General features: G+C 60.2%; 17 protein-coding genes and 1 tRNA gene. 16 read left to right on the forward strand and 2 right to left on the reverse strand.

Going from position 1 to position 19,441, the window contains the following annotated elements; genetic code table 11:
* The first annotated feature begins 60 nt into the window (after positions 1-60).
* The 12 genes from CQ012_RS06680 to ilvA all read left to right on the forward strand — a co-directional run bounded on the left by CQ012_RS06680 (position 61) and on the right by ilvA (position 13,614).
* The gene (locus CQ012_RS06680; RefSeq protein WP_105661702.1) at positions 61-759 is read left to right on the forward strand and encodes a MazG nucleotide pyrophosphohydrolase domain-containing protein; all 699 of its coding nucleotides are present in this window, start codon (positions 61-63) and stop codon (positions 757-759) included.
* Between the two features lie 92 nt (positions 760-851).
* On the forward strand, positions 852-2,132 hold the full coding sequence (eno, locus tag CQ012_RS06685) for a phosphopyruvate hydratase (protein ID WP_105661703.1): 1,281 nt from the start codon (positions 852-854) through the stop codon (positions 2,130-2,132).
* Between the two features lie 124 nt (positions 2,133-2,256).
* Positions 2,257-3,096, forward strand: a complete 840-nt coding sequence (locus CQ012_RS06690; protein ID WP_286134585.1) for an FtsB family cell division protein — start codon at positions 2,257-2,259, stop codon at positions 3,094-3,096.
* Between the two features lie 29 nt (positions 3,097-3,125).
* Positions 3,126-3,827: a DUF501 domain-containing protein gene (locus tag CQ012_RS06695; RefSeq protein WP_105657439.1), complete on the forward strand. Its 702-nt coding sequence runs from the start codon at positions 3,126-3,128 to the stop codon at positions 3,825-3,827.
* Positions 3,827-4,753, forward strand: coding sequence for a Ppx/GppA phosphatase family protein (locus CQ012_RS06700; RefSeq protein ID WP_105661705.1), 927 nt, complete (start codon positions 3,827-3,829; stop codon positions 4,751-4,753). Before CQ012_RS06695 ends, CQ012_RS06700 begins: the two co-directional genes overlap by 1 nt.
* Before the next feature lie 34 nt (positions 4,754-4,787).
* Positions 4,788-6,293: a S8 family serine peptidase gene (locus CQ012_RS06705; RefSeq protein WP_105657441.1), complete on the forward strand. Its 1,506-nt coding sequence runs from the start codon at positions 4,788-4,790 to the stop codon at positions 6,291-6,293.
* Between the two features lie 190 nt (positions 6,294-6,483).
* Positions 6,484-7,851, forward strand: a complete 1,368-nt coding sequence (locus tag CQ012_RS06710; RefSeq protein ID WP_105657442.1) for an NAD(P)/FAD-dependent oxidoreductase — start codon at positions 6,484-6,486, stop codon at positions 7,849-7,851.
* Positions 7,852-7,968: 117 nt separating this feature from the next.
* Positions 7,969-8,050 (forward strand) — tRNA-Leu (locus CQ012_RS06715).
* Between the two features lie 299 nt (positions 8,051-8,349).
* Entirely contained in the window at positions 8,350-9,156 is an 807-nt protein-coding gene (locus tag CQ012_RS06720) for a Bax inhibitor-1/YccA family protein (protein WP_105661904.1), read from the forward strand.
* A gap of 213 nt (positions 9,157-9,369) precedes the next feature.
* Positions 9,370-10,809, forward strand: coding sequence for an APC family permease (locus CQ012_RS06725; protein WP_105661706.1), 1,440 nt, complete (start codon positions 9,370-9,372; stop codon positions 10,807-10,809).
* A gap of 339 nt (positions 10,810-11,148) precedes the next feature.
* The gene (locus CQ012_RS06730) at positions 11,149-12,339 is read left to right on the forward strand and encodes an AI-2E family transporter (protein WP_286134586.1); all 1,191 of its coding nucleotides are present in this window, start codon (positions 11,149-11,151) and stop codon (positions 12,337-12,339) included.
* Positions 12,340-12,342: 3 nt separating this feature from the next.
* The gene (gene ilvA, locus CQ012_RS06735) at positions 12,343-13,614 is read left to right on the forward strand and encodes a threonine ammonia-lyase (RefSeq protein WP_105657446.1); all 1,272 of its coding nucleotides are present in this window, start codon (positions 12,343-12,345) and stop codon (positions 13,612-13,614) included.
* 77 nt (positions 13,615-13,691) lie between these two features.
* Here the strand turns inward: ilvA and greA are convergent, their stop codons facing one another.
* On the reverse strand, positions 13,692-14,186 hold the full coding sequence (gene greA / locus CQ012_RS06740; RefSeq protein ID WP_105657447.1) for a transcription elongation factor GreA: 495 nt from the start codon (positions 14,184-14,186) through the stop codon (positions 13,692-13,694).
* Between the two features lie 289 nt (positions 14,187-14,475).
* Positions 14,476-14,895, reverse strand: a complete 420-nt coding sequence (locus tag CQ012_RS06745) for a DUF4307 domain-containing protein (RefSeq protein ID WP_105657448.1) — start codon at positions 14,893-14,895, stop codon at positions 14,476-14,478.
* A gap of 239 nt (positions 14,896-15,134) precedes the next feature.
* Between CQ012_RS06745 and mca the strand changes: the two genes are divergently transcribed.
* The 4 genes from mca to CQ012_RS06765 all read left to right on the forward strand — a co-directional run bounded on the left by mca (position 15,135) and on the right by CQ012_RS06765 (position 19,354).
* Positions 15,135-16,001: a mycothiol conjugate amidase Mca gene (gene mca / locus CQ012_RS06750; protein WP_105657493.1), complete on the forward strand. Its 867-nt coding sequence runs from the start codon at positions 15,135-15,137 to the stop codon at positions 15,999-16,001.
* 43 nt (positions 16,002-16,044) lie between these two features.
* On the forward strand, positions 16,045-16,326 hold the full coding sequence (locus CQ012_RS06755; protein WP_105657449.1) for a hypothetical protein: 282 nt from the start codon (positions 16,045-16,047) through the stop codon (positions 16,324-16,326).
* 32 nt (positions 16,327-16,358) lie between these two features.
* Positions 16,359-18,473, forward strand: a complete 2,115-nt coding sequence (locus tag CQ012_RS06760; RefSeq protein WP_105661708.1) for a thioredoxin domain-containing protein — start codon at positions 16,359-16,361, stop codon at positions 18,471-18,473.
* 119 nt (positions 18,474-18,592) lie between these two features.
* Complete coding sequence (locus CQ012_RS06765; RefSeq protein WP_105661709.1) at positions 18,593-19,354, forward strand: isoprenyl transferase; 762 nt, start codon at positions 18,593-18,595, stop codon at positions 19,352-19,354.
* Positions 19,355-19,441: the final 87 nt, after the last annotated feature.

Genomic DNA, 19,441 nt, shown 5'->3' on the forward strand with positions numbered 1-19,441 from the left:
GGGCAGCAATGGGCAGCTCCTGGGCCGCAGGCTGAAAGCCCGCTTCGATAGCATGTTCCTATGCCGGAGAACAGAACGCAGCTAGACCAGCTCAACGCCACCGTACGGACCCTTCGCAGCAGATGCGCCTGGACTGGCGCGCTGACTCACGAGTCGCTGCGCACCTACCTCATTGAGGAAAGCTATGAGGTGCTGGACGCCATCGCTGAACGGAACCCGGATCTGTTGAAGGAGGAGCTGGGGGACTTGTTCTTCCAGATCCTGCTGCATTCGCTGATCGCCGAGGAGCAAGACCATTTCGGCCTGGAAGATGTCGCCGAAACGCTGAATGCGAAGCTATTGCGCCGCAACCGGCATATTTTCGACGAGCAGGGCCAGGTCCGCCAGGACGTCATCACGGATGTGGATGAGATTATCCGCGTGTGGGATGCGGCGAAGCAGGCCGAACGCGCCGGCCAGCCGAAGAAGCGGAAGAACGCGGGACTGCCCGCTGGGCTGCCGTCCCTGGCGCTCGCGCAGAAATTGCTTGATCGCCATGCCAGAGCAGGATCGGCACAGCCCGCGGCCGGGCTTGTCACCGAGCAGGTTCGTGAGCGAATCGTCGACGAGTTCTCCCTGGCTAAGGAATTAATGGCCCTGTCAGCGAGGGCCGAGGAGCTGGGCCTGGATGCCGAATCGGTGCTGCGTGCGGCCCTGGGCCAGCAATACGGCGCGGAAACTGGCGCAACAACATCGCCCAAATCACCTTCGAAGCGCTAGGCTAGAGACAGGCAATGGCGCCGACGGTCTTATCAGCGACCGCTGGTTGACCTGCCCCAAGACCACCCCTTTTCTACAAGGAGTCCATACTCATGGCATTGATTGACGCCATTCACGCGCGCGAAATCCTTGATTCCCGCGGCAATCCGACCGTCGAGGTCGAGGTCCTGCTATCCGACGGCTCGCATGGCCGTGCTGCTGTTCCTTCCGGTGCATCCACCGGCGCTTTCGAAGCAGCTGAGCGTCGCGACGGCGACAAAGACCGGTACCTCGGCAAGGGCGTACTGGGTGCTGTAGAGTCCGTCATCGACGAAATCGCCGACGAGCTGGAGGGCCTTGACGCCACCGACCAGCGCGCCATCGATGCCACCATGATTGAACTGGACGGCACTGCCAACAAGTCCAAGCTGGGTGCAAACGCCATCCTCGGCGTCTCCCTGGCAGTGGCCAACGCCGCTGCAGTGAGCGCCAACCTGCCACTGTTCAAGTACCTGGGCGGCCCTAACGCGCACGTACTGCCAGTGCCACTGATGAACATCCTCAACGGCGGCTCCCACGCCGACTCCGACGTGGACATCCAGGAATTCATGATCGCCCCGCTCGGCGCGCCGACCTTCTCCGAGGGCCTGCGCTGGGGCGTCGAGGTCTACCACAACCTCAAGTCCGTGCTGAAGGAGAAGAACCTCTCCACCGGCCTGGGCGACGAGGGCGGCTTCGCTCCGAACCTGCCAAGCAACCGCGCGGCTCTGGAACTGATCACCGAAGCGATCAAGCGCGCTGGCTACACCCCGGGCGAAGACATCGCCCTGGCGCTGGATGTCGCTTCCTCCGAGTTCTACGAGAACGGCGCTTACCAGTTCGAGGGCAAGGCGCTCTCTGCCCAGGAAATGAGCGACTACTACGCTGGCCTGGTTGCCGACTTCCCATTGGTTTCGATCGAGGATCCACTGGATGAAGACGACTGGGATGGCTGGAAGACCCTGACCGACGCCATTGGCGATAAGGTGCAGCTGGTAGGCGACGACCTGTTCGTCACCAACCCGCAGCGCCTGGCCGACGGCATCGCCAAGGGCACCGCCAACTCGCTGCTGGTGAAGGTCAACCAGATTGGCACCCTGACCGAAACCATCGATGCAGTGACCATGGCGCAGCGTGCCGGGTACACCACCATCACCTCGCACCGTTCGGGTGAAACCGAAGATGTCACCATCGCTGACATCTGTGTGGCAACCAACGCCGGGCAGATCAAGACCGGTGCACCAGCTCGCTCCGAGCGCGTAGCCAAGTATAACCAGCTGCTGCGTATCGAAGAAGACCTGGGCGCCTCGGCGGTCTACGCTGGCCGTAGCGCGTTCCCGCGTTTCAACAGCTAATTTTCAGTAATAGCGAATAAGCTCGTCGGTAGTGGATACCGGCGGGCTTTTCGTTATTTAATGGAATTATCTTGCCAAGTCCACGGCAACACCGCACGAAAAGCACCACGGGAATTGGGGGAGTATGGCTCAGCGACCACCGCGAATGCCTCGCCGTAATACTCCGGATCCGGCCGAAGAAGCCGTAATAACCCCGGTTGACCAGACGAAACATGACGGCGCAGGTTCCGAAGCTGAACCGCCTACCGACGCTCTGCGCATCGTCAGGCCACAAGTGCAGGCCAGGCAAACTCCTGCAACGCCGCGCCCACCGAAGGCCGCTCCCGCTGCGCAGAAGCCCAGAAGCGTTGCAGCACAGCCGAAATCGACGGCACGCCCAGCGTCAGATGCGTCACGTGAGCCGAAAAAATTTGCAGGAAATTACGCGCCGAAGCCGAAGGTGCCGCTGCGCGAACGTGCCAAGGAAAAGCAGAACGAACGCCGACGCGATGACCGGGTGAAGTTCTCTGCTGCCGTACGCCGCAAGCCGGGGCAGAAGCCGTCTGGCCAGAACCACGTCCCCGAGGGCGAACCCGTTGCTGCGCACCGGTTTTCCGGCCGTATCGCCGCCTTGATCGTGGTCCTGGCCTTCTTCGCAGTGATGCTCGTGCCCACGGTGAATTTCTACCGCACGCAGATGGCGGAGCTGAATGAGCTGAATGCCTCGATCGAAGCGCTGGAGACGCAGCGCGATGACCTCAAGGCAGAGATCGCGCGCTGGGATGACCCGCTGTACATCAAGCAGCAAGCACGCGAGCGGATAAACTTGGTAATGCCTGGTGAAAAGCTCTACATGGTGGTGGGTGAACGCCCTAAGGATGAAGAGACGCCCGCCGACGGCAACGGAAGCACCTTCGAGGTGCGCCAGGAACTTCCATGGGTTGATGCTCTGCTCGACTCCGTTCGACGTTCTGCCACTGACTAACCACTTTAAACACGAAGAGACTTAAAACCGTGACTGAACAGCCAATCCGCGAAGCCCTTGACGCCGCCGGACGAGTACCCAGCGAAGCTGACCTCGACACCCTGTCCCGCCAGCTGAACCGCCCGGTGCGCGATGTGGTGGAGATCGGAGCGCGCTGCGTTTGCGGAAACCCTCTGGTAGCCACCACGGCACCGCGCCTTTCCTCGGGTATTCCCTTCCCCACCACCTACTACCTGGCGCACCCGGTGATCACTGCGGCAGTGTCGCGGTTGGAAGCTGCCGGGTTGATGAACGAGATGAATGACCGCCTGGGTGAGGACGCGCAGCTGGCGCAGGCTTATGTAGCTGCCCACGAGTCGTACCTGGCCAACCGCGATGCGATTGGCCAGCGCTCGGGAACCGGGGCCGTTCCGGAAATCGCTGGGGTCTCCGCTGGTGGCATGCCGACCCGCGTCAAGTGCTTGCACGTGCTGGTAGGGCACTCGCTGGCTGCCGGCGAGGGCGTGAACCCGCTGGGTGATGAAGCGCTGGCTGGGATTGCCCAGTGGTGGACCAAGGACAAGTGCTACTGCGTAGGTGCTTGGGATACCGAATCCGAGGCGCCGAGCCGTGACCGCTCGCGCCACGTGAAGACCCAGGAACAGCAGGACCCAGCGGCCAAGCGCGCAGAACGCGCCCGGAAGCGTGCCGTGCGTGAATCCGCACAGGGCGCTGACCAGGATGATGCCTAATGCGCGTGGCCGGTATTGACTGCGGAACCAACTCCATCCGTCTGCTGATCGCGGACATCGGGGCCGATGGCCAGCTGGTCGACGTGCTGCGCACCATGCGCATCGTGCGCTTGGGCCAGGGCGTTGACGCTACCGGCGCTTTCGCTCCCGAAGCCTTGGAGCGCACCTTTGAAGCTGCTCGCGAGTACAAGAAGCTGTGCGATGAGCATGGGGTGGAAGCCATCCGTTTCGCAGCGACCTCGGCGGCCCGCGATGCATCGAATCGCGAGGTCTTCACCGAGCGGATCACCAAGATCCTGGGCGTCGCCCCGGAAGTGATCAGCGGTGAAGAAGAAGCCTCCCTGTCCTTTGCCGGTGCGGCTTCGGTTCGGGACGGGCAAAGCGGCAAGAGCCTGGTGATCGACCTCGGTGGTGGATCCACTGAATTCGTTCTCGGTGATGCCACCGGCCCGTTGGCAGCCAAGAGCCTGGACATGGGTTGTGTGCGCGTTACCGAACGGTTCCACCAAGCGGGATTGCGTTCGGACCAGGCCTTGGAATTCATGGACAGCACCTTGGAATCCTTGGCCGGATCGGTTGACGTTGCGCAGGTCGACGCGGTGATCATGGTTGCAGGCACTTTCACGACGCTCACCGCCCAGGCCCTGGGATTGAAGCAGTACGAGTCGGAAAAGATCCATGGGGCGCAGCTGAGCTTCGCCCAGATGCGCCAAGCCACCGCCAGCATGCTTTCCTACAGCCGGGAAGAGCGCGCGGCACTGGGCTTCATGCATCCGGGACGAGTTGATGTGATCCAAGCTGGCGCAGCCATTGTGCAACGCATCCTTCATTACCTTGAAAAGGCCAGCGGGAACCGCGAAATGGTTCTGATTGCTTCCGAACACGATATTCTCGACGGAATCGCGGCTTCAGCTGCCGCCGCCTGAACCTGTCACCCAGTCACCGACCCAAGGAGATGTCTTGAGCTCAGCTTTGCGTGCCAGGAAAAGAATGGGCTTCCTCAAGCTCGGCTCTCTGCTTGTCGCAGCGCTGTTGGCCTTCACCCTGCTCAGCGTGGGCGTACCTGCCCGCGCTGACAACATGCGTGAGTCCGAATACTGGCTCAAGTCGTTGGGCGTGGCCGAAGCGCACAAGACGACAAAGGGCGAAGGCGTCAAAGTCGCGATCATTGATACCGGCATTGATACCGCGCATCCAGACTTGAAGGGTGCCGTGGTTGGCGGTGCTGATATGTCCGGCTCAGGCGGAGACAAGGGCAACAAGCCCATAGGCGTCATGAGCGAGCACGGCACCTTGGTGGCTACCTTGCTCGGCGGGCGCGGCAACAACAAGGGCGAAATCAAGCGTGTTAAATCCGAGAACGAGCGCTTGAAGGCCGCGTGGGAAAAGGCCAAGAAGACCGCCGAAGACGAAGACGAGGACATTCCCCAGGAACCTGAGTACGAAAAGGTGCCAAAGCTGAAGAGCGGCAAGGACGGCGTGCTCGGCGTCGCTCCGGCAGCAGACCTGCTGTCTGTGTCGCTGTGGATGGGCGAAGGCAACCCGGCGAAGATTCCAGTGGAAACCCAGATCCCCCGTGCCGTGAAATGGGCCGTGGATTCCGGGGCCAAGGTCATCAACATGTCTCTCGGTTCAACCAGCCCGGCATGGCCGGAAAGCTGGGATGACGCCTTCAAGTACGCAGAAGACCATGACGTGGTTATTGTTGCCGCTGCAGGCAACCGTTCGGGCGGCATGAGCCAGGTGGGCGCCCCCGCCACCATTCCGGGAGTGCTGACCGTGGCCGGCGTTGATGCCAGCGGCAAGGCTTCGCAGGATTCCTCGACCGAAGGCATTTCCATCGGCGTTGCAGCCCCTGCCGAGCAGTTGGTCGGCGGCTTGCCAGATGACGGCTACGCGCGCTGGTCCGGTACCTCCGGCGCGGCTCCTTTGGTGGCGGGCGTGGCCGCATTGATTCGTTCGGAATACCCGAACATGAAAGCTCCTGAGGTCATCAACCGCATCCTGAAGACCGCCAAGGACACCGGCACAGCCGGCGTGGACAACCTCTACGGCTACGGAATCATCGATGCGCAGGCGGCAGTGACGGCGAGCGTCCCCTCGGTATCCGAGAACCCGCTGGGCACGATCAGCGAGTGGATTCGCGTGCACCGCCGCGACACCCAGAAGACTGCTGATACCCCAGCTCCGGGCGTCTCGATGGAGAAATCGGACCTCAAGCAGGTCGCGGCGCCAGATCCGGTTCTTCCCGATGACTCGGCACCGGCGCTTCAGCCGTTGCTGATCGTCGGCGGGGGAGTGCTCTTGCTGCTGGTGATCATTGCAGGCATCGCCCAGACCCTGGTGCGTCGTCGACGCGAGAAGGCTGCGGCGCGGCTTGGTTCGGCTTCCTTGAGTTCATTGAAAGTCCCGGATCAAGCTGGCGGCCGGGATCTGTTCGACGAGATTCCCGAAGAAGAGAAGTAAATAGCGGACAAAGCGGGGTGGAAACTGAAGATCCACCCCGCTTTTTCGCGCCTTCCGATGCTTAATTCGACAGGTTGGTGCGAACCTCGGCAGCCGGAAACGCCCATGCCTGGCGACGACGTGACACACCGAACGGAAATAGTTAGTGAATGTTTTCACTAACTCGAAAAATCCGCGTAGAATCAACAGTATGTCGATCATCGAAACCTCCCAGAAGCGTCCGCGCATTCTTATCGTCGGCGGTGGCTACGTAGGCCTGTACGTCGCGATGAAGTTGCAGAAGAAGGTCAAGGCACACGGCGGCATCGTCACCGTTGTCGACCCGAACCCGTACATGACTTACCAGCCATTCCTGCCAGAAGTTGCCGGTGGCCAGATTGAACCACGCCACGTTGTGGTCTCGCACCGTCAGCACCTGAAGCACTCCGAGCTGGTCAACGGCCGCGTGCTGAGCATCGACCATGCCAACAAGAAGGCTGTCATTGCTCCGGTCAACGGCGAGCAGTTCGAGCTGGAATACACCGATGTCGTGATGTCCGCTGGTGCGGTCACCCGTACCTTCCCCATCGCTGGCCTGGCTGAAACCGGCATTGGCCTGAAGACCATCGAAGAGGCTGTCGCCCTGCGCAACAAGGTTGCCGAGCGCATCGAGTCCGCTTCGAACATGACTGATCCAGTTGCACGCAAGCGCGCCCTGACCTTCGTGGTCGTCGGCGGCGGCTTCGCCGGCATCGAGACCATCGCCGAGCTGGAAGACATGGCCCGTCACTTGATCGGCCTCAACGACCGCATCGATGCGAAGGAAGCACGCTTCGTCCTGATCGAGGCCATGGGCCGCATCATGCCAGAAGTCACCGCCGAGCAGGCGGAGTGGGTTGTCGATCACCTGCGCAGCCGCGGCATCGAGGTCTTGCTGAACACTTCGCTGAACAATGCCGAAGAAGGCAACCTGGAACTGATCAACATGGCCGACAAGTCCCCAGCGGGCGAGTTCGGTTCCGACACCTTGATCTGGACTGCTGGCGTCATGGCCAACCCGATGGTTCGCTCCACCGATTTCCCAATCGAGCAGCGCGGCCGCATCGAGACCCGCACGGACCTTCGTATCAAGGATGCCAACGGCGAACCTCTGGAAGGCGCCTGGGCAGCCGGCGATATCTCGGCAGTCAAGGACGTCACCGGCGGCCTGCCGGACGGCACCTGCGTTCCCAACGCACAGCACGCAGTGCGCCAGGCCAAGCTGTTGGCCAAGAACCTGTACGCTGCGCGCTACGGTGTTGGCACCATCAAGGAATACAAGCACTCCAACCTGGGCGCAGTTGCCGGCTTCGGCCGCAACAAGGGCGTTGCCAAGGTTGTTGGCATCAAGCTCAAGGGCTGGCCAGCATGGATGGCACACCGCGGCTACCACGGCATGGCCATGCCGACCTTCGAGCGCAAGTTCCGCGTCGTTGGCGACTGGCTGGTTGCACTGGTCTTCAAGCGCGATGCCCTGCAGCTGAACAACCTCGAAGCACCACGCACTGCTTTCGAAGAGTCGGCCAAGCCGAAGAAGTAGGCTTGAGCCGTAGTTGATCGACGATGATGCGAGGGGCCAAGCAATTGGCCCCTCGCATACGCCAGCAAAGAAGGATTTTCTATTTGCTTTGCCGATCACGTAAAATTTGAGGGTCTTGCCCCTATGGTGGAATTGGCATACACGGCTGACTTAAAATCAGCTGCCGAAAGGCTTGTGGGTTCGAGTCCCACTGGGGGTACAGAATAAGGCCGTTGCTGTTCCGGATTTTCCGGTCAGCAGCGGTCTTTTCTTTTGCCAAAAGTGGGAGCGCATCCATCGTTCAACCCCAGGCATCGTGCATTCCACCAAAATCGGCTGCCAAGGCAACCTTGATGGTAGAACTTTCAAGAATATCGCTGACAGAGTAGTTTTTCTTCGGAAAAATGCCCTATATCATCCTTCCGACTGAGTGATTTCACAGCAATGCTCAATAGGATTAAGCAAAAGATCTTCAGCTAGCCACGTGCCGGCGCAATCGCAATCTATGGGGGAATGACATTGGGCAATCCAATTTTTGGTTCCAGCAGCCGCTCTGATGCTTGGAGAACCAAGCCTGGAAGTGCTGTTGGATTCCGTGACACCGCAAATATGAGCGCAGACCAGCTGCAGCAGATGTACCAGCAGCCTGCTGCAACCAGCGCCGACACCGGCCGCATGACCATCGGAACCACGATCAACAAGACCGTGCTCTGCCTGGCCTTGGTTGTTGTTGGCGCCGCGATTGGCTGGGGCATGCCGGCCCTCATGTTGCCAGGTGCCTTGGTTGGCTTTGTCCTCGGTCTGGTTAACGCTTTCAAGAAGCGCCCATCGCCTGTGCTCATCTTGCTGTATGCCGCAGCCCAGGGCCTGTTCCTTGGCGGTCTCTCCGGATTCCTTGAAAGCCGTCAAGGTATGCAGGGAATCGCTATCCAGGCTGTACTGGCTACCCTGTGTGTTGCCGGCGTAACCTTGGCGCTGTACCGCTCGGGCAAGTACCGCATGACTCCCAAGCTGAACAAGATGTTCATGATCGGCATGGTCGGTCTGATCGTCTTCTCGCTTCTCAACATGGTTCTGATGCTCACTGGCGTCATCGATGGCATGTTCGGCATGCGCCACGGCGTCCTCGGCCTGGTTATCGGTGTAGTTGCTGTACTGCTGGCAACTTACGCACTGGTTGCCGACTTCACCATGATCGAGGAACTGTCCAACCAGGGTGCTCCAGCCATCATGGCATGGCGCGGTGCCTTCGGCCTGACCATGACCCTGATCTGGCTGTACACCGAGATCCTGCGTATTCTCGCGATCCTGCGTGGCGACGACTAGCCGCAATAGCATAGCTCGCAAGGACCAGTGCCCATTTCGGGCACTGGTCCTTGTGCGTTAATCGCCTGTTCAAATATGAATTTTTATGATCGGCTGCAACCGCCTATGCCATGGAAAATGACAGCTGATTGGGCGCTCATGCGAAACCTTGGTTAGATTCTCCTGTAGCTATTCAGATACTCAACTCACAGCAGATTTGGCAGGAGGAACGCAATGGCAGTCGAGCAATCAGCGGGAAAAACGCCGGGGCTGGTGAAATCCTTGGGCAACTTGGATGCCCTGGCCCTAGGGTTCGGTGCAATGATCGGCTTCGGCTGGGTAGTGCTGACCGGTGGGTGGCTGGATAACGCCGGCACCATGGGCGCGGTACTGGCCATGCTCGTTGGCGGTGGCATCATGGCGGTCGTTGGCCTGACCTATGCCGAACTGACCGCGGCCATGCCGAAAGCCGGTGGCGAGCATAACTTCATCCTGCGCGCCTTGGGCGCCCGGCCTTCGTTTATCGGATCGTGGGCAATTACCGGCGGCTATGTCACGATTGTGGCTTTCGAGGCGGTTGCTTTGCCACGAACCGTGGAATACATCTTCCCGGGCATGAGCCAGATCCCCTTGTGGACGGTTGCCGGTTTTGAAGTAAATCTGACGTGGGCGTTGGTAGGCGTGCTTTCAGCGGTGGTGATCACCTGGATCAATATTCGCGGCGTGAAGCAAGCTGGCGTATTGCAGACCTTCGTGGTGCTCTTCCTGGTGGCAATCGGTGCCCTGATGATTGCCGGCGCCTTTGCCGGCGGCGAAGCCAAGAACATGGAACCTTTCTTCACCCCTGGAACCAGCGGGTTCTTTGCCGTGCTGGTGGCGGTGCCATTCCTGTTCATCGGTTTTGACGTGATTCCGCAGTCCGCTGAAGAAGTGAAGATTCCGGCCAAGCAAATTGGCAAGCTCGTAGTCGTCTCCGTAGTCTTGGCCACCATCTGGTACGTCATGGTTGTCCTGACCACAGCGTCAGCGATGCCAGCTGCGCAACTGGCTGGAGCTGACATTGCAACGGCGGATGCTTTCGGGGCCATGTTCGGTTCGGAGCTGATGGCCAAGGTGCTGATTGCCGGTGGCATTGCCGGCATCTTGACTTCATGGAACTCTCTATTGCTGGGAGCTTCGCGATTGGTCTACTCCCTGGCCCGAAGCGGCATGCTTCCTTCCTGGTTTGGCACATTGCATCCCGAATACCGCACGCCAGCCAACGCACTGGTCTTCATCGGTGGAATCTCCATGCTGGCCCCATTCTTCGGCGCTGAAATGCTGGGGTGGCTCGTGGATTCGGGGGCGCCAAGCATCATCGTGGCCTACTTCCTGGTCTCGGTCACCTTCCTTGTGCTGCGCAAGCGCGAACCCATGATGGATCGTCCGCTGCGCGTTGGCGGCAACGGAATTGCTGGGACTATCATCGGCTGGACTTCAGTCCTGCTCACCGCTGCGCTCTTCAGCCTCTACATGCCCGGCATGCCGGCCTCGCTGAGCTGGGAACCGTGGGCCATCTTCGCCATTTGGTGGGCACTGGGGGCAATTTTCTTCTTCAAGGTACCCGCGGGCATCAAGCCCGGTGAAGACGCTGAGGAGAGGGTCCTTGAAGCGGTCATGCGCCGCCGGAGATAGCATGTGCGAAGCGCCTGATGAGCCGTGTTTTCAAGTTGGCGTGAGCAATAAGAGGCAGCCTGTGCAATCTGGTTACCCTCGGCAAGGGCAAATAAACATATTGAATTAGATTTCTAGGACCAGTGCCCATATCGGGCACTGGTCCTTGGTTTTTGTCACAATTGAGACATGGATCAAGAAGCTGTCTGGCAAACGCGATAGCGTGGTTCCATGAAGAAGAGCCGGTTGGAACGTCTACGCCGTTTTCGTGTTTCACTTCCGAGTCAGCCGGCGGAAACTCCTGCCACACCAGGGCCAGATCTGACGGATTTCAAAAGCGCCGAGGATATGCCGTATGCCATGCGCATGGCAGCAGCGTGGGCTTGGCGTTTCCTGATCATCGTCGCAGCCTTGGGCGTGCTGGTGTGGGCGCTGTCAAAAGTCTCCTTGCTGGTCATCCCGGTTTTCATCGCAGCGCTGCTAGCAGGGCTGCTCTCACCGGTTGTGAATACGATGAACTCCAAGCTTGCTGTACCTCGCGGGTTGGCCGTCGGCATTACTCTCATCGGCTTCCTTGCGCTGGTCACCGCAGGGCTATCGGTAGCAGGGCAAAAACTTTCGGCCGGTTTTACCGCCCTGTGGACCCAAGCGCTTTCGGGCATCGAGCAGGTCCAGGACTGGCTGTTCAATGGCCCGCTCAAGCTGACCAACGACGACCTGCAGAAGGTGCTGGACGATACCCTCGTCCAGCTTCGCGGCAATGCCACCAACATCCTAAGTGAAGCAATCAGCTGGACTTCCGCGATCGGGCAGATCCTGACAGGCACATTGCTGGCCGTCTTCGCCTTGATTTTCCTGCTGCTTGACGGGCGCAAGATCGGTTTGTTCCTGGTGAACCTCTTGCCGCGCCGCGCCCGCCCGGCGATGGACGGCGCCTTGACCCGGGGCTGGGCCTCGCTGGTCACCTATGTGCGAGTCCAGATGATCGTTGCGCTGATCGACGCCATCGGCATCGGATTCGGTGCATTCTTCCTGGGCGTGCCACTTGCCATGCCACTGGGCGTCCTGGTCTTCATCGGCTCCTTCATCCCGATCGTCGGTGCACTGTTTACCGGTGCCCTGGCAGTTTTGCTCGCGTTGGTAGCCAATGGCTGGGTCAACGCATTGATCATGCTGGCCGTAGTGCTGCTGGTCCAGCAGGCGGAGTCCAACATCCTGCAGCCACTGATTATGGGCAAGGCAGTGAGCCTGCACCCACTGGCAGTGGTCTTGTCAGTAGCCGGCGGCACCATGCTTGCAGGCATTCCGGGTGCGCTATTCGCCGTACCGCTGCTGGCGGTGGTCAACGCGGTCGTGAAATACCTGTCGGGCCGAACCTGGGAAACCGACCAATTCGTGATTGAGCACTACGGAAACCAAGTAGTGGCGCAGAGCCCTAAGGCGAGCGACCCAGCGAAGGCCGACCCGCCGGCGGCAGCTGCAGGCCCTGTCGCCGCACCAACAGCTTCGCCGGAAACCCGGCATCCTGAGTCCACAGCAGATGAGGAATAATCCATGAGCACCGAACCTACATTGCCGGTTACGCTGGCTGATATCGAAGCCGCAGCTGAAGTACTCAAACCGGTTATTGCCCGCACCCCGGTGGAGCATTCCCGTGTTTTGTCCCAGCATGTTGGCGCCGAAGTTTTCCTCAAATGCGAGAACATGCAGCGCGCCGGATCCTTCAAGGTCCGCGGTGCCTATGTACGCATGTCCAAGCTCAGCGACGACGAGAAGGCCCGAGGCGTGGTCGCCGCGTCGGCAGGCAACCACGCGCAGGGCGTTGCCCAGGCCGCCAGCCACCTCGGAATCAAGGCGCGCATCTACATGCCCCGGGGCGTCGCCTTGCCGAAACTGACCGCGACGCGTGATCATGGTGCAGAAGTCGTGCTTTTCGGTGACACCGTGGATGAAGCGCTGGCCGAGGCGCAGCGTTTTGCCGACGAGTCCGGGGCAGTCTTCGTGCATCCTTTCGACCACCCGGACATCATTGCCGGCCAAGGCACCATCGGCTTGGAACTGCTCGAACAGCTTCCTGAGGTGGACACCGTGCTGATGGGTGTTGGCGGCGGTGGACTGCTGGCCGGCGTCGCCATCGCGCTGAAGGCCAAGGCCCGCGAACTGGGCCGCGAGATCAAGGTGGTGGGTGTCCAGGCGGAGAACGCCGCGGCCTACCCGCCATCCCTGGCCGCTGACGCGTTGGTCCCGCTGGATAACGTGCACACCATTGCCGACGGCATCGCTGTAGGCAAGCCAGGGCAGCTGCCTTTCGCGATCATCAAGGAATTAGTTGATGACGTGGTGACGGTATCGGAAGATACGCTCGCACGAGCTCTGGTGGTGCTCCTGGAGCGCAACAAGCTCGTGGTGGAACCAGCCGGTGCGGTGGGCGTCGCGGCACTGCTGGAGAACAAGCTGGAAGCGCACGGGATCAATCCGGCAACCACCGCGGTAATCCTTTCTGGCGGCAACATCGATCCGCTGCTGATGCTCAAGGTGATCCAGCGTGGCCTGTCAGCGGCCGGCCGCTTCTTGACCATACGCATGATGCTTCCAGACCGCCCCGGCTCGCTCGCGCAGATCTCCAACATCATCGCCGAATCGGATGCGAATGTCACCCGTCTGGACCACACCCGTATCGGTGGTTCGCTGTCCATGGGCGATGTCGCGATCACCATCGACCTGGAAACCAAGGGCCATGAGCATTCCAAGACGGTGCTCAATAACCTGCGCGCCGAAGGCTTCGACCCGCAGATCACCAATACTGCCGGCGGTTCAGTCGCCTAGCGCATAAGCAGCAAAGTCCGAAGGCCGCCAACCCAGATGGGTTGGCGGCCTTCGGACTTTGCATTGCAGCCTAGTTGCTAGGACTGGTAAGGCTTTGCAGAGATGATCTCAACCTTGATGTCGCGGCCGTTTGGAGCCAAGTACGACAGCTTGTCGCCGACCTTTGCACCGTGCACGGCAACGCCAATAGGGGACTGCTCGGAGTAGACCTCGAGGTCGGTGTCGCCGGCAACTTCGCGGGAGCCGAACAGGAAGGTGGTCTCGTCGCCAGCGATATTGGCGACAACCAGCATGCCTGGCTCAACAACACCGTCATCGGCAGGAGCATCGCCTACATCGGCGCGGCGCAGCAGATCCTTCAGGTAGAGGATGCGCGCTTCGGCCTTGCCCTGCTCTTCACGGGCGGCGTGGTAACCGCCGTTCTCCTTCAGGTCACCTTCCGAACGTGCCTGCTCGATACGGGCAACGATCTCGGCACGTCCCGGGCCTGAGAGGAAAGTCAGTTCGTCCTGGAGCCGATCGTAGGCTTCCTGAGTCAGCCAAACGACAGGTTCGTTGCTGTTGGTGCTCACGTTGTACTTCCTTTGGTCAGTTAGGACTTCGCTTGGCCTTGGGACCGATAAGTGGTCCTAAAGCCGAAAGCCACCGAAACGGTGGCGTCGACGAAGTCGGATTCGGTACGGATCTGAGGGCTCACACGTTATGGGCGATGCAAGCAAAGACCCCGCCAGGCTCATGTCCTAGTACTCAGCTAGAACCATGCGCCGATGCGGGGCGAAACGTATCTTTTCAACGATAGTAGTCGCCAAAACGATTTAAGCCCAATAGATTCAGCTATTAGGGGATGAAGAAGCTGAAATATTAACCCTTGTATTCCTGCGGAACCTCGTAGCAGGACTCCACGCCAGCGGTGGTCGCCAGGTTGTCGGTGTGCAGGTCAATCTCCAGGCGTTGGGTGATGTGCCCGGTAGCTTCTCCAGGATCAAGCAAAATGGTGTCGTATCCGACGATGGCCTTGGATTCGTTCATCGCACGAATATCGCACTGCACGCGGTGCTTGGTGTTGTATTCGACTGCGACAATGGCCTTGGCCTTCGTTGCGGAAATGACCTCGAACTCGATGTCCTGCGCGCTGATGGCGCTGTAGTTGTTGAAGCCGACATAGGCGGCCCCCGCAACGCCGACGGAGAGCGCGGCAGCAATTAGCCAGTTACGCGTTTTCCTGGGAAGACTGCGTTTCTTGGGGTTGTTGTAGCGAGCCGTTAAGCTTGGATCAGACATTATTTGCCTTGCACCACTCTCTTGCCTGGCGGCATTTGAACTGGGAATGCCGTACGTTGGTTCCTTAGTCAAGTTTACCGTCTTTCAGCATGGGGGAATAACCGGTGGTCGGCTGTGAGTTGTTATGGATGACGGACAGATTCGAAGCTTCGGGCCGTCCAAAAACGTGGCATAAGGAAAGAAGATAAGTGGAGATTCACGACGTGAAGAAAATTGCTCCTTCGCAGGGTCTGCGGCTCATGGCTATTCACGCGCACCCGGACGACGAATCTTCAAAGGGTGCTGCAACGATGGCTGCCTATGTTGATGCTGGCGCCGAAGTGATGGTCGTTTCCTGCACCGGCGGTGAGCGCGGGGATATTCTCAACGCCGCCGCTGGCGAACTCGCCCATGCGCACCGCGACCTGGCAGGCGTCCGGCGGACCGAGATGGCCGAGGCCGCTGCAGTGCTGGGCGTCAAGCACCGCTGGCTGGGCTATGTCGACTCCGGCTTGCCGGAAGGGGATCCGCTGCCGGAGCTGCCCTTTGGCGCCTTCGCCTTGCAGCCAGTAGAAATCGCTGCTGCCGGCATCATCAAGCTGATCCGTGAATTCCGTCCCCACGTCATCACGACCTATGACGAAAACGGCGGGTACCCCCACCCGGACCACATCCACTGCCATAAGGTTTCAACCTTTGCCTTTGAGCACGCGGCTAATCCGCAGATGTACCCGGAACTGGGTGCGCCGTGGTCGGTGAGCAAGTTGTACTACGACCGTGCTTTCGCACCGGATCGTTTCCGCACCTTGCACTACGCGATGCTGGAAGCAGGTTACGAGTCCCCCTACACCGAGCGCGTTGCGCTGTGGGAAGCGGACGAGGAAAACCAGATGTTCAAGTGGGTTTCCCCACACACCACGACCACCCAGATCAACTGCGCGGATTTCTTCTCGCAGCGCGATCAGGCGTTGCTGGCCCACAGAACCCAGATCGACCCGGAAGGTTTCTTCTTCGCCGTACCGGAACACGTCTACGCGGAGCACTGGCCGTGGGAAGACTACACGCTGATTTCCTCCAAGGTAGCTACCGAGTTGCCCGAGACCGACCTGTTTGCCGGACTAAGATAGTACTAAGCGCTTTCCAGTACTAGAAAAGAGTTGTCTTTACATCGTGAATACGATCTTCGAATCCCTGGCTCTGACTTCCTCGACCCTCGGTGTCGGTACGGAGACCAGCAGCGAATACGGTCCAGGATTCCTTGGGTTCATTTTCACCGCAGCCTTGGTGGTTGCCGTGATCTTCCTGATTCGCGACATGGTCCGTCGAGTGCGCCGCGTGCGCTACACCTCGGAAGCCGAGGCAAAGCAGCAGGAAATGGTGGCCAAGGGAGAAGAGCGCAAGCTTCAGGAATCCGAAGAGCCGCACGACCCGAAGACCGACGAACAGCAGTAGGCGCTTTGTGAGCTGCGCGATAGCATGATTGCGTGGCTCAACGACTCGCTGGCTCATCCAGCCAATACCTCAGACAGCATTCGCACCAACTTGTCGACTGGTTCCCCTATGGGGACGAAGCCTTCGAACAGGCCCGGTTACGCGACGTACCGGTCATGCTTTCCATCGGCTACGCTGCCTGCCATTGGTGCCACGTGATGAGCCACGAGTCTTTCGACGATCCTGAAATCGCGGCGCTGCTGAACGAAAACTTCGTAGCTATCAAAGTGGACCGCGAAGAGCATCCGCTCGTGGACGACACCTACATGCTGGCTACCCAGGCGCTCACCGGTGCCGGTGGTTGGCCGATGACGATTTTCGCCCTTCCTGACGGGCGTACCGTGCATGCCGGCACGTACTATCCGAAGACGCCCCGTGGCAAGACCCCAAGCTTCCGCCAAGTGCTCAATGCCGTCCACGAGGCCTGGGAAACCAAGCGCGATTCGCTGGAAGAGCAGGCCCAGATGCTCGCCGCGCATTTGGCCGAACTCGGAAGCCGCCAGAGCTCGCTGTTGTCGCTGCAGTCGCAGCAGCCAGCAGCGCAGGCCTTTGGCGCAGCACTTGATCGATGGGTTGCCGCCACCAAACCGGAAGGCGGCTTCACCCCGGCACCTAAGTTCCCGCCGACCTGGGCTCTGAAGACACTGTGGCGTGCAGTGGTCACCACCCCTGACCGCGCCGCCGAGGCCTTCGCCGCAGCGGCCACCCATCTCGAAGCGATGTTCCTTGGCGGCCTGCAGGATCATGTTGATGGCGGTTTCGCCCGTTACTGCGTTGATGAGAACTGGTCGGTCCCGCACTTCGAAAAGATGCTCTACGACAATGCCGGTCTGCTTTCACTGGCGGCTCGCACCAGCGTCCTGGCGGCGGAATTCGCCCGCAAGTCCGAAGGGGAGATAGCCCAGCGCGCGCAGAATCTCGCCTGGCTCGCCCAGCGCAGCGCCCAAGGCATTATCGACTTCCTCAACGAGGAACTGCTCACCGCATCTTCGGCCGCTCCAGCTTTCGCGGCTTCCCTGGATGCCGATTCATCCCGTGATGGCCAACAGATCGAGGGCGCGTACTACACCTTCAGCCGCGAGGAAATCGCACTGGTCACCGACCCTTTGATTCAGCGGCTGCCCAAGGGGTTGTTGCGTTTCGCGCCGGTGGCCGAGGACCCGCAGAACTTCTGCTTCTCGCTGTTGAGGGTTCCTGAAACGAACGAAATCGGTGTTCTCCATGAACTGCGGGATGCAATGCGCACGCTGCGCCGCTCGCGAATTATGCCGGTCCGCGATGAGAAGGTGATCGCCGGTTGGAACGGGCTGGCCATCGAAGCCTTGTCTGAAGCCGCGCTGCTCCTGGACCAGCCAGAAGCCTTGGCGCTCGCCGAGAAGGCAGCAACCTCGGTGTGGACGATGCAGTGGGATGAGAATGCCGGACGGCTGGCTCGCGTGAGCTTCGCCAATCGTGCTGAGCACGGCAATGAAGGCACCTTGCAGGACTATGCCGCCCTGGCCCTGGGATTCTTGGCGTTGGGCCAAGCCAGCGGGCACAAGCAGTGGGCTGAGCGTGCCAGTCGCTTACTGGGACGCGCTGCCGACTTCGTAGACCCGGAAACCGGGGTGCCGCGTGACGCGGTCCAAGCCGATGCGCGCATCGCAGCCCAGCGCAGCAACATTGCTGCCGTCACGGTGCTTGATGATGCGTTGCCGGCCTCGGGTGCGCTCTACGCCAAGGCGCTGGCGATGCATGCCCTGCAGTCCATGGCGGCGGGAGACTACACCGAAGCAGATGCGGCGGACTTGGAAAGCGCCCGCGTACTTTCTGCCCACGCCCTGGCGTTGGCCAGCGACGCGCCAACACAGGTAGCGACCGCCTTGGAAGTGCAGTGCATAGTTTCCAGCCCGGTCCAGTATCTTGCGCTGTCGCAGTGGGATTCGGCAGAAGCCAAGCGCGTGCGTTCGGTGGCGTTGAGCCTCGGATTGAATGTGCGCCACGATCCGTCGCTACCTGGTGCGGCCCAGACCGTCCAGATCCAGCCTTGCCGCGAAGAGCTTTGCCAGATGCCTGTAGCCGGGATGGACGGATTGTTCTCGCTGTTCGCTTCCGGAAAGGGTGCCTGAGCCCGGCAGAATGTGTCCATCGTGGACGCGGTGAAGCGGGCAGATACCCATGCTGGGCGATAAATAGCGGTAGATTTAGAACCTAGAGTTTTTGGAATCTATCGAAAGGCAGGGACAAGGTGCAGCTTCCGAACCTTGCGTACCGTTACTACGAACGGCGCTTGGCGAAGTCCCTCCCTGCCGACAAGCTTCCGCACCATATTGGCGTGATGGTCGATGGCAACCGCCGGTGGGCCAAGCTGGCCGGCACCCCGACCATGGCAGGCCACCAGGCCGGTGCGGACAAGATCCTGGAGTTCCTCGATTGGTGCGAGGACCTGAACATACAGATGGTTACCTTGTACATGCTCTCCACCGACAACCTCAATCGAGAAGCCAGCGAGTTGCGCGACCTCTTGGAAGTTATCGGCACGACCCTGGACCGTCTGGGAGAGACCAACCGGGTCAAGGTCCAGCAGGTGGGAGCCAAGGACCTGCTGCCTGAAGACCTGGCGCAGAAGCTTGCCGCGCTGGAAACCGTTACCGCCAACCGCACAGGCGTTCATGTGAATGTGGCCATCGGCTACGGCGGACGTCGTGAAATCCTTGATGCTTTCAAGTCGCTGCTTTGCAAGGCCGCCGAGGATGGACGCACGGTCGAGGAACTTGCCGCCGGACTGTCCACTGAAGACATCGAATCGGCACTGTACACCAAGGGCCAGCCAGACCCGGATTTGGTGATCCGCACCAGCGGGGAACAGCGTCTCTCCGGCTTCTTGACCTGGCAAAGTGCCTACTCGGAGTTCTACTTCTGCGAGGCGTTGTGGCCGGATTTCCGCCGCGTGGATTTCCTGCGTGCGTTGCGCGACTTCGCTGATCGCCAGCGCCGCTTCGGCACCTGAGCCCCGAATGGTGCACCCGGCTCAGCTGTTCAGCTAATCGTTACCTGAACGTAGTCCCCAGGTAGCGCTTCAAGGTCTATGGTGATC

Source organism: Arthrobacter sp. MYb214 (assembly GCF_002979865.1).
Taxonomy (GTDB): Bacteria; Actinomycetota; Actinomycetes; order Actinomycetales; family Micrococcaceae; genus Glutamicibacter.